This is a genomic window from bacterium (assembly GCA_020444325.1).
GTDB lineage: Bacteria > Bacteroidota > Ignavibacteria > SZUA-365 > SZUA-365 > BM516.
This window is the reverse complement of the sequence record JAHLLD010000003.1, coordinates 443,357-459,438: the sequence shown is the minus strand read 5'-3', so window position 1 is coordinate 459,438 and position 16,082 is coordinate 443,357. Positions and strand designations below refer to the sequence as shown.

13 protein-coding genes are annotated in these 16,082 nt (G+C 54.7%); 9 read left to right on the top strand and 4 right to left on the bottom strand.

The window, feature by feature from the left end:
- The first annotated feature begins 11 nt into the window (after positions 1-11).
- Genes KQI65_06740 through KQI65_06730 form a run of 3 tightly spaced genes read left to right on the top strand, consistent with a single transcriptional unit; the run spans position 12 to position 3,898 of the window.
- Positions 12-680 carry a polysaccharide deacetylase family protein gene (locus KQI65_06740; protein MCB2204431.1) on the top strand — a complete coding sequence of 223 codons (669 nt, stop codon included), beginning with the start codon at positions 12-14 and terminating at the stop codon, positions 678-680.
- Positions 677-1,768 (top strand): glycosyltransferase, encoded by a 1,092-nt coding sequence (locus tag KQI65_06735; protein MCB2204430.1) that lies wholly within the window; start codon positions 677-679, stop codon positions 1,766-1,768. The genes KQI65_06740 and KQI65_06735 overlap by 4 nt, the downstream gene beginning before the upstream one ends.
- A 60-nt stretch (positions 1,769-1,828) precedes the next feature.
- Complete coding sequence (locus KQI65_06730) at positions 1,829-3,898, top strand: OmpA family protein (protein MCB2204429.1); 2,070 nt, start codon at positions 1,829-1,831, stop codon at positions 3,896-3,898.
- A gap of 48 nt (positions 3,899-3,946) precedes the next feature.
- Here the strand turns inward: KQI65_06730 and bshC are convergent, their stop codons facing one another.
- The gene (bshC, locus tag KQI65_06725) at positions 3,947-5,572 is read right to left on the bottom strand and encodes a bacillithiol biosynthesis cysteine-adding enzyme BshC (protein MCB2204428.1); all 1,626 of its coding nucleotides are present in this window, start codon (positions 5,570-5,572) and stop codon (positions 3,947-3,949) included.
- A 410-nt stretch (positions 5,573-5,982) separates the two neighbouring features.
- On the opposite strand from bshC, the gene KQI65_06720 reads away from it, so the two are divergent.
- The 6 genes from KQI65_06720 (at position 5,983) to KQI65_06695 (ending at position 12,518) form a co-directional block, all read left to right on the top strand.
- Positions 5,983-6,315, top strand: a complete 333-nt coding sequence (locus KQI65_06720) for a 4Fe-4S dicluster domain-containing protein (protein ID MCB2204427.1) — start codon at positions 5,983-5,985, stop codon at positions 6,313-6,315.
- The gene (locus KQI65_06715) at positions 6,315-7,202 is read left to right on the top strand and encodes an MBL fold metallo-hydrolase (GenBank protein ID MCB2204426.1); all 888 of its coding nucleotides are present in this window, start codon (positions 6,315-6,317) and stop codon (positions 7,200-7,202) included. The genes KQI65_06720 and KQI65_06715 overlap by 1 nt, the downstream gene beginning before the upstream one ends.
- Entirely contained in the window at positions 7,202-7,537 is a 336-nt protein-coding gene (locus KQI65_06710; GenBank protein MCB2204425.1) for a Rieske (2Fe-2S) protein, read from the top strand. Before KQI65_06715 ends, KQI65_06710 begins: the two co-directional genes overlap by 1 nt.
- 29 nt (positions 7,538-7,566) lie before the next feature.
- Positions 7,567-8,490 (top strand): tRNA epoxyqueuosine(34) reductase QueG, encoded by a 924-nt coding sequence (gene queG / locus KQI65_06705; protein ID MCB2204424.1) that lies wholly within the window; start codon positions 7,567-7,569, stop codon positions 8,488-8,490.
- Positions 8,491-8,518: 28 nt separating this feature from the next.
- Entirely contained in the window at positions 8,519-9,463 is a 945-nt protein-coding gene (gene trxB / locus KQI65_06700) for a thioredoxin-disulfide reductase (GenBank protein ID MCB2204423.1), read from the top strand.
- Between the two features lie 1,129 nt (positions 9,464-10,592).
- The gene (locus KQI65_06695) at positions 10,593-12,518 is read left to right on the top strand and encodes a T9SS type A sorting domain-containing protein (GenBank protein ID MCB2204422.1); all 1,926 of its coding nucleotides are present in this window, start codon (positions 10,593-10,595) and stop codon (positions 12,516-12,518) included.
- A 76-nt stretch (positions 12,519-12,594) separates the two neighbouring features.
- Here the strand turns inward: KQI65_06695 and KQI65_06690 are convergent, their stop codons facing one another.
- The 3 genes from KQI65_06690 to mce form a co-directional block, all read right to left on the bottom strand.
- The gene (locus tag KQI65_06690; protein MCB2204421.1) at positions 12,595-13,635 is read right to left on the bottom strand and encodes a tetratricopeptide repeat protein; all 1,041 of its coding nucleotides are present in this window, start codon (positions 13,633-13,635) and stop codon (positions 12,595-12,597) included.
- A complete protein-coding gene (uvrC, locus tag KQI65_06685; GenBank protein MCB2204420.1) occupies positions 13,635-15,500 on the bottom strand; it encodes an excinuclease ABC subunit UvrC in 1,866 nt (621 codons plus the stop codon). Before uvrC ends, KQI65_06690 begins: the two co-directional genes overlap by 1 nt.
- Before the next feature lie 107 nt (positions 15,501-15,607).
- Positions 15,608-16,012, bottom strand: coding sequence for a methylmalonyl-CoA epimerase (gene mce / locus KQI65_06680; protein MCB2204419.1), 405 nt, complete (start codon positions 16,010-16,012; stop codon positions 15,608-15,610).
- Between the last annotated feature and the right edge of the window lie 70 nt (positions 16,013-16,082).

The window sequence follows — 16,082 nt, the reverse complement described above, 5'->3', positions numbered from 1 at the left end:
GCATCACGCAGGTGTCACTATCACAACCATATCGTCACGCAGTCTACCGTCTGCAATCCGAGCTGCCCCGCATGTACCCGGGCGTGCAGCATCGTCTGCGTGACGCCTCATCCCTGGCTGTCACGATAGACGACGGTCCGGCGTCACATCCTGTCGACGCATTGCTCGAGCTGCTCGATAGTCAGCGTATGCTGACGACATGGTTCTTCAGCGGGGAAGCGGTACGCAGATTGCCCGAAACAGCTCGTGCCATCGTCGATGCGGGTCATGAGGCAGCAACGCACGGCAATGCGCACAGGGGAATCCTTCGTTTCAGCGACCAGAAGTTGCGAGACGACATCGCGCGGTCTCTCGACAGCATTGAGAACGCGACGGGCGTGCGTCCCACCATCTATCGTCCTCCGTACGGACGCATCCTTCCGCGTCAATTGTCCATCGTTCGCGCACTCGGTTGCAGAACGGTCCTGTGGTCACAGCTGCCGGGAGACTGGAATCATCGTTTGCCGCAGGCGCTGCTGCGACAGCGGCTCGCGCGTCTGCGGGGTGGGGATATACTCGTGCTGCACGACCGCGAGCACAGGCGTCAGCAGTTGATGCAGAATCTCCGCATCGTCGCTTCGGTACTCCGAGGAAAGCACCTGCATACAGTGCCTCTCGGAGATGGGGAGCGTTTGCCATGATGTGGCTGTATTTCATATTGCTTGTTGCGTACCTGCTCAAGATCCTGCTGTTCTATTCCGGTGCACGCAGAGCGACCAATAAACGTCTTTCCGAAGAGCTGCCATCGGTTTCCGTAATCGTGGCTGCCAGAAACGAAGAACACAACATCGGCGTTTGCCTCGATAGTCTTGCGGAACTGGAATACGCTGGCAGGATGGAGATCATTGTTGTTGATGATCAGAGCACCGACAACACCGGTGTACTGATTGACGAATACGCGGTGCGTGTTCCTCACCTGCGCAAACTGCGTACGGAAGGCAGCGTTCATGGTCTGCGTGGCAAGGCAAACGCCATCACGCAGGCTATTGAAGCCAGCAGTGGTGAAATCATCCTTACCACCGATGCCGATTGCCGGGTATCTCCTCGATGGGTGCAGGAAACTGTCGCACAATATGATGCACAGACCGGGTGTGTCTGCGGTGTGACATTGATCGAATTTGATTCCGTGTTCACGGGAATGCAGAGCGTGGACTGGGCGTACCTGCTCACCATCGCATCCGCCGGTGTGGGCTGGGGATATGCGCTCAGTGCGGTTGGCAACAACATGTCCTTCCGACGCCAGGCCTATGATGATGTGGGCGGGTATGAAGGCGTCGGCTTCAGTGTGACGGAGGATTTCATTCTCTTCAAGGCCATCGCATACGAAACTGATTGGACCGTGCGCTATCCGGTTTCCCCCGACACACTAGTCTGGTCCAAGGCCTGCGCCAACGCACGCGAACTGTACCGGCAGAAAAAACGATGGGGAAAGGGCGGCCTCGATATTCATCCCGTAGGCTTCGGTATCATGAGCATTGGCTGGCTGATGAATGCTGCCATACTGGTGCTGCCGTGCATCGGACTCCCACTCTGGAGTTGGCTGATCGGGGTCGCCGGCAAATTCGCGGGAGATGCGCTTCTGCTTTCATTTCCTTTCCGCATGCTGAAGCAGCGGAAACTGTTTCGATATTTTCTTATCTTCGAAGTGTATTACCTCCTCTACGTAACGATTCTCCCGTTTGTCGTGGTCTTCGGCGGACGTGTGGTATGGAAGGATCGAAAGCTCTGATGGCCTCTGTGCCGGAGCAGGGGAGTTGTTCTGGCCTGATCATTTTCCTGGAGTTCCCGCATGCGTTGCGCAACAATTCTGCTGCTGCTCACTCTTTTGTCTTTCCCCGTCCGTACCCTCGCACAAAGTGACATCCCGATGAAGCTCACCTGTTCGCACGCTTCGGTGGTAAAATCCGAGGTGCGTTCCGTGACGGAGGGCGATCCGATGTTGCTGACGACGACACCCGTCAATCAGAAAGGGGAGCATATCCCCGGACTCAAACCCTCCGATTTCAGTATCACCAAAGGCAGGAAAGTCGCGGAGATTCTTTCCGTCGAGGAAATCACGGCTGTCGAGAATACGGTGATGCGCATCATTTTCATGGTGGATAACAGCCAGTCCATGAGTCCGTATCTGGATCTCCTCCGCAGCACACTGGAAAAAACCATCCGCGGTTTTTCGGATGCCGTGCGGGTGTCGGTCATTTTTTTCCGCGAAGGCGAACAGGCAGCGCCAGCGTTCACCTACAACGGGCGGCCGCTCCCGATGATCCGCCTGCCCTACACCTATGACAAGGCGCGTGCCGTAGACTACACGCAAAAGCTTCTGCGTGAGCGCAACCTCACGCGCAATACGTATCTGTACGACGGAGCGTATGCGGCCTCTCAGCAGATCGAAGCTGATACGGGGAAGGTGGATAAGAGCTTCGCCATCATTTTCAGCGACGGAGAGGACAATGCCAGTGAAGTCGAAGACGCAACAGCGCTGCAGGCCGATAGGTCAGGTACGGTGTTCTTCACCATCGACTATCTGACGAAGGCCAATAATTTTCTCGTAAAACTTGCTGAAAACAGTGGCGGCGAGCATTTCCAGGCCAGCAACGCGGAAGATCTGGCAGGGATTTTTGAAGCCATCGCCGACAAGATCGTCGCCAAGGGATATACGTTGCGTTACAAATTCAAGGGTACTCCAGCTGTGGATCTTGCGGCCTCGGCGCAGGAACTGCTGATGGAAGAAGATATCATCCGTGAAACCTTCCCGCTGCTCAACTACATCTTTTTCGCCCAGGGATCGGCCGTCATTCCCGACCGCTATGAGAGACTGGCACCAGAGGCGTTGCAGGAATTCGACGAAAGTGGAATTGAGGGAGGCGCGCTTGATTTCTACTACAACGTGCTCAATGTGCTCGGGAGCCGTATGCGCCAGCTGCCCGACGCCACGCTTCAGGTCTCCGGATACCTCAACAATACCGGAACGGAAAAACGAAATACCCAGCTCGCAACCGACAGGGCGGAAGCAGTGCGAAATTACCTGCGGACCGTTTGGGGCATCGATGAAGGACGCATCAGCACTGATGCCGCGGCGCTGCCGCCTGTGCCTTCATCTTCGCGCGACAGTCTGGGACAGGCGGAAAACCGCCGTGTCGAGCTGCATTCCGACAGCTGGGAGCTGCTCAAACCCGTCACGTTTGTCCGTCGCATCGCCAGCGTGCGTCCCGATCACGTGGTCTTTACTCCGACCATCAGGGCCGAAGAGGGGATCGACAACTGGGTGCTCTCGATCGAACAGCAGGGACAGGCGTTCGATACGCGCAAGGGCTCACAGCCGGAGAAAAGTATTCGCTGGAACTGGAAAAACAGGGACGGAAACCTTCCGGCCAGCGAAGGCGACCTGCTCTGCCGACTGCAGGTGCACGACCGTGCGGGCGACAGTGATGTATCCGATCCCGTGCGCATCAGCGTGCGGGAGGTAAAACGCGAGCGACGACAGAATGTGTCCGTCACCGAGGGTGGGATCACGAAGGAAAAAATAAGTCTGATCCTCTTTCCCTTCGATGTGGCCGAACCCGGCGATCGCAATATCGCCATCATGGAACAGTTCGTGTATCCGCGTCTCACGGCAACCGATTCTGTCACCGTGAATGGCTATACCGATGTCATCGGGAGCGACGAATACAACCTCAAGCTCTCAGAGCAGCGGGCGGAAGCCGTCGCTGCGCAGCTGCGTGAAACGCTTGGGGAGGCGAGTGCAGAGCGCATCAAAACCGTGGGACATGGGGAAAGCACCCCGCTGTATCCCAACGCGCTGCCAGAGGGACGGTTTTACAACCGTACGGTCAACCTGTTGATTGAAAAATATCCGGAATAGGCTGTACGCGCCTGCCCCGTGTGTGGAGCAGCAGGCAGGGAAGCGATCTCAGAGAAAGAGAAGGCGGTGTTCGGCCGGGAACGGCTGGCACGCCTCCTCGATCATGGGCAGAACATCGCGGCCGTAGCGATTGAGCAGGGTGATGATGTTCAACTGACGTTCCTGCGGTTTCCCTTCGGGCGCGAGGTAGACATGCATCTTGTCTATTTGCCGCATGAGCACGTCATCACGCTGTTTGCGATGCTGGAAGAGTTTGTCCTCAAAGGTCGACAACGCTTTCCGTACCTGTCCCGAGGTTGAATTGGCGGGTCCGCCGAGATTCGCATCCTCCTCCGAAGCGGCGAATTCCATCTCTCCGAGCAGCTCCTCGACGCGGCTGCGAAAATCCTCGAAATTGAAACGCGCTTTCTGTCCGTTTCGCATACTGATGAGGCGGTATGCTTCCTCGTTGTCGAGAAACATGCTGCTGTAGGGGAGATCGAATTTCTTGAACACCTTGTCCACTTTTCGTTCGACGATGGTCAGGCTCGCCCGTGGAATGATCAGCGGCATGGGCAGTCCGAAGTGATCATACGCCGGCTGAAGCTGGGCGAAATACGACACCTCGGAAGGACCCGCGATGTACGCGACGGTGGGAAGGAGGAAATCCTGCATGATGGGACGCAGGAGCACATTCGGGGAGAACCGCTCCGGCTCATTGTTGGCAATTTCGAGCAGCTCTTCCTGCGTGAAGCGCTGGCGAGTGCCTTTGAGGAAGAACCCGTACTCGCTCGGTTCGATCGAGTAACGGTTGTTCTTGTGAATGAAGAACAGGTTAACGGCCCGGGGTTTGATCTGAGCGTGATAGCGTTCCTCCAGTTCCGCGCTTCGTTTGATGACTTCCTCACCCGTCGTGGGATAGGTTTCGAGCTCCTGCAGAATGACGGGGGCGGCGAGCTGTTTGACTTCATGATCGGAAGGATCGAGGAAAATCATCCCACTGTCAGGATAGAGCGCGTTGAAAAATCGCGCGAACGCTTTTGCCAATCCTTCACCCTCGGCATAGGCCTGCCTGAGCATGCGCAGCACATCCGGCGTAAAGTCTGTTTCCGGCAGTGCCTGCTCGAGTTGCGCAAAGCTCTCCTCGATACGCTCATCGAAGTTCATGAGATGAATCGGGGTGAGATTCCGGGGGGCGTCTTCCTCCGGCTGCGCGTATGTGATGTGCGTGAAATTGTTTTCTTCGTTGATCTGGCCACAATTATTGATTTCGAGAAAATCATGATCCTCGGTTTCCAGCCAGAACACCGGCACGAAACGGTAGCCGGGAAACTGATCCGTCAGCCAGCGTGCCATCTGCACAGCTGTGAGAGCCTTGTAGATGGAATAGAGGGGACCGGTGAAGAGTCCGACCTGTTGCCCGGTGACCACAGTGAACGTTTGTTCCTGACGGAAGGCTTCGAGGTTCGCAAAGGTGGCGTCCGTCGCCCGGAACTGCTTGTTCTGCCGCACGAGAATTTCGTACAGTTCTTCACGCTTGCATCCCCGGCGCTCAAGTGCGCCAAGATGCGTTTCGTATGCGAGGAGGTCCTGGAAATGTCCCATGAAATAATTTGAAGCATCGGAGACGTTTTCCGTGTAGTCAACAAAAAGATCGGGTGTCCCCGGCAGGGAGGAGAAAGGCAGTGTGATCATGCTCTGTCGTTGTATTCGATGGAAAAACAAAATATACATGTGCGCATCCGCAGAGGCAAGAACTGCCAGCCAAACGATTGCGCAATGTGCGGAAAGCTCGTATTATTCTTTGCTGTCGCGTATCAAATATGCAGAAACTGCATAATTTGTGCGCTGAAATTATGCAGAAACTGCATAATGTATTGGTCGATTGCATGCGTATGCCGCCTCTGCGTATGTCTTTCCTGTTCGTGCAGACGGCACAGAGAGGGAGTGGAAGTGCAGCTGTGGTGAAAAACTGCACTTTTTCAGTAAAACGGAACCTCGCTGAGCTAAATGGTTGTTCTACAACAGAACCACATCCCGTGCTGCGACCTGCAGTACAGCATTTTTCCCAACGAATCGAAGCACGTTTGATTGGAGGATGCCTCATGGCAATTTATATCACAGATGAATGTATCAACTGCGGAGCCTGCGAGCCCGAGTGCCCGAATACCGCCATTTACGAGGGCGGCGCCGAGTGGGAACTCGGGGGCAAGGAATACGGGGAAGGTGATGCTTCTCCCAAGGGCGCTGATGGCTTTTGGTCCGCGGACTTTTTCTATATCGTTCCAGACAAGTGCACTGAATGTGAGACCTTCCACGACGAGCCCCAGTGTGCCGCCGTATGTCCTGTCGACTGCTGCCTCCCGGATCCGAATCATGTGGAGAGCAAGGAAGAGCTTCGCGAGAAAGTGACATACCTCGATGGGATTGGCCGCTGATGATTTGGACTCGTTTCGGCCGCTTTGAAATCGCCGCCATCGAGACTGGCCACTTCAAGCTCGATGGCGGTGCCATGTTCGGTGTTGTCCCGAAGAATCTCTGGGAACGTAAAAATCCCGCCGATGCGCAGAACCGTATCGAGATGACCATGCGCACGCTCGTGCTGCGCGATGCAGAGCACACCATTCTTGTTGACGCCGGCGTCGGTAGAAAGGACTCCGGAAAATTTCAGGACATTTTTGCAATTGAGTTTGACGAGGTCAGCCTCGAGCGCGGGTTGAAGCAGCTCGGCATCGCACCTGCGGATGTGACCGACCTGATAGCCACCCATCTGCACTTTGATCATATTGGTGGCGCTGTCATCCGTGAAAACGACTCGCTGCGACTGACATTTCCCAACGCCATGCATCATGTGCAGCGCGAGCAGTGGACCTGGGCATGCAACCCTTCTCAGCGTGACCGCGCGAGCTATATGCCAGACAATTTTCGTCCCATAGAGGACGCCGGTAAACTGCAGCTTCTTGATGGCAACGAAGAGTTGCTGCCCGGATTGCAGCTCGAGGTTGTCAATGGGCACACGTTCGGACAGCAGATCGTCCGTATTGTTGACGGGGATCAGTCCCTTGTCTTCGCAGCGGATCTCATCCCGATGTGTTCGCATGTCCCTGATGCGTGGATCATGGGCTATGACCTGCAGCCCATCGTGACGCTCGGGGAGAAGCAGCAGATGCTGAAGCGTGCCGTGGAGTCTGGTGATGTTCTGCTGTTTGAGCATGATCGCGCCATCCCGGCCTCGCTCGTCGAACACGGCGAGAAAGGATACCGGGCGGCTCATGAAGGGAAGCTCGAGGACGTACTCACCGCTGCCGGGAAACGAGGAGCGTAATGGCTGCCGAGCGCATCCGTGTCGCGTCATTCGCCTCTCTCCGTGAAGGAGTAGGCACGTCGGTGCGTGTGCAGGACATGGAGATCGCGCTGTTTCGACGTGGCAGCAGCGTCTATGCAATTGAGAACCTCTGTCCGCATCAGCACATCCCCGTTCTTGACGAGGGCGAGCTGGATGGCAACATCATCACCTGTCCCATGCACGGTTGGCGCTACGATATCACTGACGGACGCTGCGTGCATGCGTCGAGTCGTCTGACGACGTTTTCTGTCTCGATGGACGGTGACGATGTCTATATCGAACTTCCCGAGGAGGAACAGGAACCGTGGTGGTAATCTCGCATGCCGAGGCATCTGAACGGATCATGCAGAAAGCGAGGGGACTCGGTTTCACGCATGTGGGCTTCGCAAAGGCGGAAGCGCTCGGACAGGAAGCGACACATCTGCACGAATGGCTGGGGAAGGGATATCAGGCTGAAATGCACTGGATGGAACGTCGGCTGGAACGGCGGAAGGATCCACGCGAAATTGTGCAGGGTGCCGTCTCTGTCATCAGTGTTGCCATGAATTACTACACACCGTTGCAGCACACGACCGAAAAAGGGAAGGGAAAAATTTCCCGCTATGCGTGGGGCGAGGACTACCACGACCTGATGGATCAGCGTCTCGCTGATCTCGAGGATTGGATACGCATTGAATATCCCGGTACGGAGTCCCGGCGCTACGTGGATACAGGCCCTGTCATGGACAAGGCATGGGCCGTCCGGTCCGGGATCGGCTGGTTGGGAAAACACAGCAACGTGATAACCCGGGATTACGGATCGTGGGTTTTCCTCGGAGAAATTATTACGACTCTTGAGCTGGATTACGCGGAAATCATGCCGGATTTCTGCGGCAGCTGCACTACCTGTCTCGATGCCTGTCCCACAGATGCCATCGTCGAGCCGTATGTCGTGGACGCCTCGCGTTGCATTTCATATCTCACCATCGAGTACCGTGGAGAGGAATTCCCTGCCGATGTAGATGGGGATTTCGAGTCCTGGGTCTACGGCTGCGACATCTGCCAGGATGTCTGTCCCTGGAACTCCTTCGCCAGGGAAAGTACCGAAGCGGCATTTGAGCCTCGGGATGCGGCGCTCGCTCCGAATCTGCGGGATCTTGCTGATATCAATGACGAGGATTTCCGGGAGCAGTTCCGTGGAAGTCCGGTGAAACGAGCGAAGGCAGCCGGAATTCGCAGGAACGCTCGAACCGTTTTGCGGCAACAGGAATCATATACCGATAGATAACATCATTCACAGCATCAACAGCAGTACCATGGAACATCGTAAAGTCATTATCATCGGATCGGGTCCGGCAGGACTCACCGCAGCCCTTTATTCCGCACGCGCAAATCTCTCTCCGCTCATTTTCGAAGGAACCCAGCCCGGAGGTCAACTCACCATCACCACCGAAGTCGAAAACTACCCAGGTTTTCCTGAAGGCATCATGGGACCGAAACTCATGGATGAAATGCGCAAGCAGGCGCATCGTTTTGGTGCAGAGAGCAAATACGAGCATGTGACCAGCATCGACACCTCCGAGCGTCCGTTCAAAGTCCAGGTCGATGACAAAACGTATACCGCGGATTCCCTCATCGTCTCCACCGGCGCGAGCGCCCGTCTGCTTGGTCTCGAAAGCGAGAAAGAGTATATGGGATACGGCGTCAGTGCCTGCGCGACCTGTGACGGATTTTTCTTCAAGGATCAGGAAGTGGCCGTTGTTGGTGGTGGAGACACCGCCATGGAAGAAGCGCTGTTCCTCACGAAATTCGCGACCAAAGTGACCATCATCCACCGTCGTGAAGAGCTCCGTGCCTCGAAGATCATGCAGGAGCGTGCCCTGAAGAGTGGAAAAGTCGAATTCAAGTGGAATTCCGTGGTCGAGGAAGTCAAGGGCAGCGAGGAAAACGGCCTGAAGAAGATGACGCATCTCGTCCTGCGCAACGTGAACACCGGCGAACTCGAGGATTTCCCCGTGCAGGGACTCTTCATCGGCATCGGACACAAGCCGAATACCGAACTGTTCACCGATATCCTGGATATGGACGAAAACGGCTACCTCATTACAAAGGGTAAGAGTACCTACACCAATATTGAGGGTGTATTTGCGTGTGGCGATGTTCAGGATCACGTCTACCGCCAGGCAGTTTCAGCCGCAGGTTCAGGTTGCATGGCCTCCATCGATGCCGAACGCTGGCTCGCGGAGCAGGGAATCGAGTAAGACAAATATCTGTATTTCGTATGTTGAGCGGCCCCACTCGGGGCCGTTTTTGTTTTCTTACAATTTGGACAGTAAGGAAATTGTAACTTGCCCTGCGCAGTGCATTCCCGTATTTTGTTTCCAGAAAAACCCGATAATCCGCTCTTGATCGTTTAATAGCCCCAACACTCCTCAACTCACTCCCTAATACTATCCATTACATACCACTTTCAGGGAACTCAATAGATCGTAGAAACTCTATAAACGGGTCACAGGATTTATCATGTCAAAAATGAACGTATTTCTGGTTATTCTGCTACTACTCTGTAGCGCACTGTCACTTGAGGCTGCAACACGCACCTCAACGATAAATGGTCCTTGGACCCAAGCATCAACGTGGGGTGGGACTGCTCCGATTGCCGGCGATGATGTAGTAATAACCACAGACGTAACCTGCTCCACTATAGGCTTTCCAACTCCCTTGGTTCTATCGTCGGTTACGATCACATCTAGTGGCTCTCTAACGATCACTAGTGGCGGTAGGGTAGAAGTTGGATCGGGTGGCTTTACCCAAAAAGTGCAGGTAAACGGGGCACTCACAATTACTGGAAGTGGTGTTCTCAAAGTTAGCGGAGCTCCTATAGAAATATATGGGAGCTTGACCATTGATGCAGCGAGTGGTGGCTTGGATGGACTTGGCACTTTCATGAATTCTGATGTTACAGTTTATCAGAATGCTGAGTTGACGATGAATAATGGTGATCTCTGGTGCGGGACGTTTTACTTGGACGGTGGTGCAACGCTGTATGCGAACGGAGGCAACAGAATCCGTGTGTTTGGAAATACCACTGTGAATGGTGAAATCACTCATTCAACTGGATTCACAAGTGGTACGGTCTTGCAGGTTGCGGGAAATCTAACAATCAACGGTTCAGTGGGCGTTGGAGGTACGAGTTTTTCGACAAACTACATTGTCTCAGGTATGCTGAATGTCAACCCAGGGTCTGAGGTTCGCTACCTGGCAAATGGTAATCAGAACATTAGTTCTGCAATTACGTACTACTCACTGAAACTGGAAGGGAGTGGAGACAAATCAGTTAGCAATTCGCTAACCATTATCGACCAACTAATTCTATCTGACGCAGCAAGATTGGTTAACCCCACCAGCAATGTCCAGTGTGGAAGCAATCTGATCAACAACAGCACTGCGACGCATAACTTTGGATGCGGATCCTATTCATTCACTGGCACGACGATTGGGGGAACTGCGGCGACGGATCTGACGGGAGCGACGCTGAATTTCAGCGGGAGTTCGATCACTATTGGTGATCACAGTCTGGGCGATGGGGATGTGACGTTTTCGAATGTCAACTTCACCAATACCAACAGCAGCGTGACTATCGGAGCCAATGCGTTTTCGGGATTGGTGACGTTCAACGGTGCGCTGAATCTGTCCGGTGACAATGCGACGATAGATATGCAATCAGGGACGGTCTCCACCAGCAGTCTGACGATGAGCGGTGCGAATTCGATGCTGACGCTGTCGGGTGGTTCGCTTTCGGTAACGAACAACATCATTGCCGGCAATGACGTGAGCCTGCAGGCACCTGCCATGATTGGCGGCAATATGGATGTCAGCGGGAATCTGACGATAGGGAACAGTTGCTCTGTCGCAGGAACGGTCGATGTGCAGGGCGCGCTCAACATTGGCGGAACCAGTGCTGCAGGAGGCTTCTCGGGATTGGTGACCGTCTCGGGGCCCGTGATCAATATTACCGGCGGGACCAATGTGTTTGCAGGCGGACTCACCCACAGCTCCACCGCAATTGGTTCGAGCTGCGTGATCGGAGGCAGTTATTCTGTCGGAGTCGCTGGCACGGCACTTACGACGCTGAACTCGGAGACTATCGTCTTCAATGGCACGACGCCGGACTTTTATTCCCTCGTGATCAGCAACGTGAACGGCAGCTTTTCTTCGTCGGCTGATATCAGCGTGCGCAATACCATTTCACTTGCGAAGGATCTGAATATTCCTTCCAACACGCTTACCTTCGCTTCAACGGCACCTATGGTGGCGACACTGGGAAGTGGGGAAATTATCGGAACGGTGCAGCGTACACTGCAGGCCGTGGGTTCGTATACCTTCAATGGAACGCAGACGACGATGCTGGTCCCGACGCTTGCTTCGGGTACGGATTATTCGTTCACCCTGGTCAAGACTGCTCCAGACGCACAGGCAGTGTCGCGGTACTATGACATCGAACGCCTTGCGGGAGATATGACACCGACGGGCATGGTGTACACACTGGGACTGCAGTACAAGGATTCCGAGTTGAATGGCAACAATGAGAACGCGTTGCTTCTCGCGTACGGCGATCTCGGGACAGCAGGCGAGGATCAGTTCGCCAAACTGGTGACGAGCATCGTGCAGACCACCAGCAATACCGTGACCTACCACTACGACGGTGTGACCAGCATCAACCACAGGTACACGCTTGCAGATCTCAACGCGCCTCTGCCTGTCGAGCTGACTGCTTTCGCCGCACGCAGGAAGGACGCTGTCGTCGAGCTGCGGTGGACGACAGCGACGGAACTGAATAATCACGGTTTCGATATCGAGCGTGCCCCCGGCAAAGATGCCCCGTTTGAAAAGATCGGGTTTGTCAACGGAGCAGGTACGAGCAATCGTGAACTGTCGTACCGTTTCAACGATGAGATGCCTCTGCGCGGTGGTGCCTGTTACCGTCTGCGCCAGATAGACCGTGATGGCAGTATCTCGTACTCGCCTGTGGTCGAGGTCAGCGCGGACACCCCTGAACATGTGATCCGCAATTATCCGAATCCCTTCAATCCGTCCACCACCATCACCTTCACCGCAGCCGTGTCGGGACGGGCATCCCTGCTCGTTTACAACACGCTCGGCAAGGTCGTGCGCGAACTTTATGATGCGGATGTCTTTGAAGGCGAAACGGTGTCTCTGCCGTTTGAAGCCGGGGACCTGCCCGGTGGAGCATATTTCTACACGCTAACCGTTGGTGAAACTGTCAGCACAGGTAAAATGCTGCTTACCAAGTAGTCGACGGAAACAGTGAAAAACCCCTTCTTCACGAGAGTGGAGAAGGGGTTTTTATTTCCTGCAGCGTAGTCATCGCTCAGTGCAGTTCTTCGTAAAGTTCCTCCATTTCTTCCCGCCGCCGCTCAATTCTGTCTTTTCCATCCTCAGTCAAACCCTGGAGCGAGGTGCGGGTCCTCGAGCGCATCCAGTCGCATTCCTTCATCGCCCGCTCAATATCACCGATCATGTAGCTCATGGATGCGATCTTCGCACGTGCCTGCATTTCGATATAACGTTTTTCAAGAACTTCGTCGTCAATTGATGCAACGATGCGTTCATACGCGGATCGCGCCAGTTTCCAGTCTTCCTTCCCCTCGGCCGCCGAGGCGAGTCCCCACAGAAACAGGCGGTTGCGAGGGAAGCGCTTCAGCACACGCTGCGCGATCCTGATCGCAGTGTCCCATTGCTCCTCTTCGATGTGTATCCAGATCAGTGAATTGCTTGCCTGCTGTGATGTGTAAGAAGCATGTTTTTCAGCTGTTCGCAGCATGTGTATGCCTGCACGTCGCTCATCATCGACGAGCGGTGTCCAGGTCAGGAACGACATGTTCTGACTCTTCCAGTACTTGTATGTGCCGACGCCTGTCATCGCGTCATAGGCTTTCGGATTGCTCTCCAGGCACTCTTCAAGATAGTCCGTGGCCTTGAGCCCCTCCGACAATCCGCTGATCCAGTTCTCTCCGTCCCTGAACTGATAATAGGCGATGTAGCTGCGCGCCATGCCGATGTAATACTGTCCTTCACTGCGCGTGCTCTTCTGCCTGAGCATTTGATCACCAAGTGTGCGTGCTTTCTCAAGAAGATCGAGATACTCGGGCATCGGAACCGGGGCCTCAAAATCGAGAGATATGACCTGCAGCAGAATGGCCTTGTTCAAATACCCGGCAGGGTGCTTCGGAAAATCATGGATGGCGCGGTCAAACACTTTTTTCGCATCGCTGTAGCGCTGCTCGCCGCTGTACTGAATCCCTTTTCGCACAAGAGTATGAAGCTCTGCGTTCGGGATGCGTTGCGCCCAGAGGGATGGGGAAATGAGCAGGGTGAAAAGCAATGTTATGGAAACGATTACTTTTTGCATCAGGTATCCGTATTCTCTGTCTGATCGTCCTCGGTGGACTGGTCATCTGCGTCGTGAAAGTGGGCATGGATGCTTCTGGCGGTACTCCAGCCGACCTGTTCAGCCAGTTGTTCGAGTGTTGCCGCTTCGACAGCGCGGACGGAGCCGAAGGAGGTGAGCAGGGCCTTCGCACGCTTGGGACCCACGCCTTCAATTTCTTCAAGCGCGGTTTGCAGAGTGCTTTTCTGCCGTTTCTCGCGGTGAAACGTGATCGCGAACCGGTGTGCTTCGTCCCTCACGCGCTGCAGCAATTTAAGCGCGGGCGAAGTTTTCGGGATACTCATCGGGAGACTCTCGCCCGGAACGAACACCTCCTCCAGTCGCTTTGCGAGTCCGATCACCGCCTGCTTCTGCAATCCCAATTCCTGGAGGATTTCGACAGCGGAGGAGAGCTGTCCCTTCCCGCCGTCAATGACAATGAGATCGGGTAACGGCTGATCCTCATCGAGGAGACGGGAATACCTGCGGCGCACGACCTCCCGCATACTGGCGAAATCATCGACACCTTCGACCGTGCGAATGCTGAATTTCCGGTACTCGCTTTTCCTCGGCTTTCCGTCGAGGAAGGACACCATGGATGCCACGGTTTCCGCGCCCTGGAAATGCGAAATGTCAAAACACTCGATACGGCGTGGAGGTGTGGGAAGATACAGTGACTGTTGCAGGGCTTCGACGGATTTCGGCAGCGAACTCTCGGCTTTCAATTTCTGGAGAAGAATCTCATCGAGCAGGAATGTCGCATTCGCCCGGCACATTCCGAGGAGTTTGGCCTTATCGCCGATCTGCGGAATGGTGAAGGCAACTTTCATGCTGGCCTTCTCACTGAGCCATTGCTCGAGGGCCCCGGCTGAATCCAGTTCCACCCCTACCACGATTTCAGCAGGGATGTCCATCGTTTTCGTGTAGTAGCGGTGCAGCAGGTGCTCCAGAATCTGGGCTTCGTCTTCGATGTCAGCTCCAGTGAACGGGAAATGCTGTTTCCCGATGATCTTGCCGTCCCGTACCCGAAATACGACACCGACGGCGTCGCCTTCACGGCGCGCGACCGCGATGATATCCCTGTCTTTGAAATCCGCCGCCGCAACTTTTTGCTTCTGCTGATAGGTTTGCAGTGCGTGCAGGCGATTGCGCAGGTCCGCCGCCCGCTCGAACGCGAGCTGCTCGGCTTGCTCGTTCATTTCTTCCTCGAGCTGCTTCTGCAGTCCACGCGTCTTGCCTTTGAGCAGCTGTTCCACCTGGGTGATCATGTGGTTGTAATCGTCACCGGAGACGAGTCCTTCACACGGTCCTTCACACTTGTCGATATGGTAATCGAGGCAGAGTTTGACCTTGCCCTGCGCGATGACTTCCTCATCGAGACGGTAATCGCAGCTGCGGATGGGAAAAATCGAGCGGATGGTCCGCAGCATCAGATGCATCCCCTTGACGTCTGTATACGGTCCGTAATACCGTGAGCCGTCACGAATGATACGCCGCGTCGAAAACACGCGCGGATAGGGTTCATTGGTCACCACAATATACGGGTAGCTCTTATCGTCCTTCAGCCGGATATTGTACCGCGGACTGTGCTCCTTGATCAGATTATTCTCGAGCAGCAGCGCTTCGACTTCCGAATCGGTAACGACCAGCTCGAGATCCGCAATCTTGGCGACCATGATGTCGCGCTTGGGATCGTACGTTCCGCGTTCCTGGAAGTAGGATCGAACGCGGTTCCGAAGGTTCTTGGCCTTCCCGACGTAAATGATTTTCCCGTCCGTATTGCGAAACTGGTAAACGCCCGGTGCACGCGGGAGGTTCTTCAGTTTGAACGCAAGTTCATCAGGCAGCTGCTTTTCGTCAGCGGGCTGCTTTTCGTCAGCGGGCTGCTTTTCGTCAGCGGGCTGCTGCTGATCTTTTGACTGGGGATGCTCTTTCGCCGGATCGCTGATAGGATTTACCCCGCTTTCTGACACAGTTCGACGAGTACGCCGCCGGCGGATTTCGGGTGAATGAACGCAACGAGAAAGTTGTCTGCTCCCATACGCGGTTCTTCATCGATGAGACGGACACCGGCCTCCTTCAGCCGCGCGAGTTCGGCATGAATGTCATCAACTTCGAAGGCCATGTGGTGTATTCCTTCGCCGCGCTTTTCGATATAGCGGGTGATTGGGGAGTCTTCACTGATACCCTGTGTCAGTTCGAGATTGGTATCGTCGACATGAAAACTGCTGACGTCCACCTTCTGTTCTTCCACGCGCTCGACATGGGAAGGAGACATCCCGAGCAGGGTTTTGAAAATGGACTGTGCGTCATTGAGGTTTTTTACGGCGATGCCGATGTGTGCAATACGTTTGATCATTGTTACTGTCGTATTCGTTGCTGATTTCGTTACCGCGTTTGCGGTATCATGCAAGTTAGCAAGAATGCAA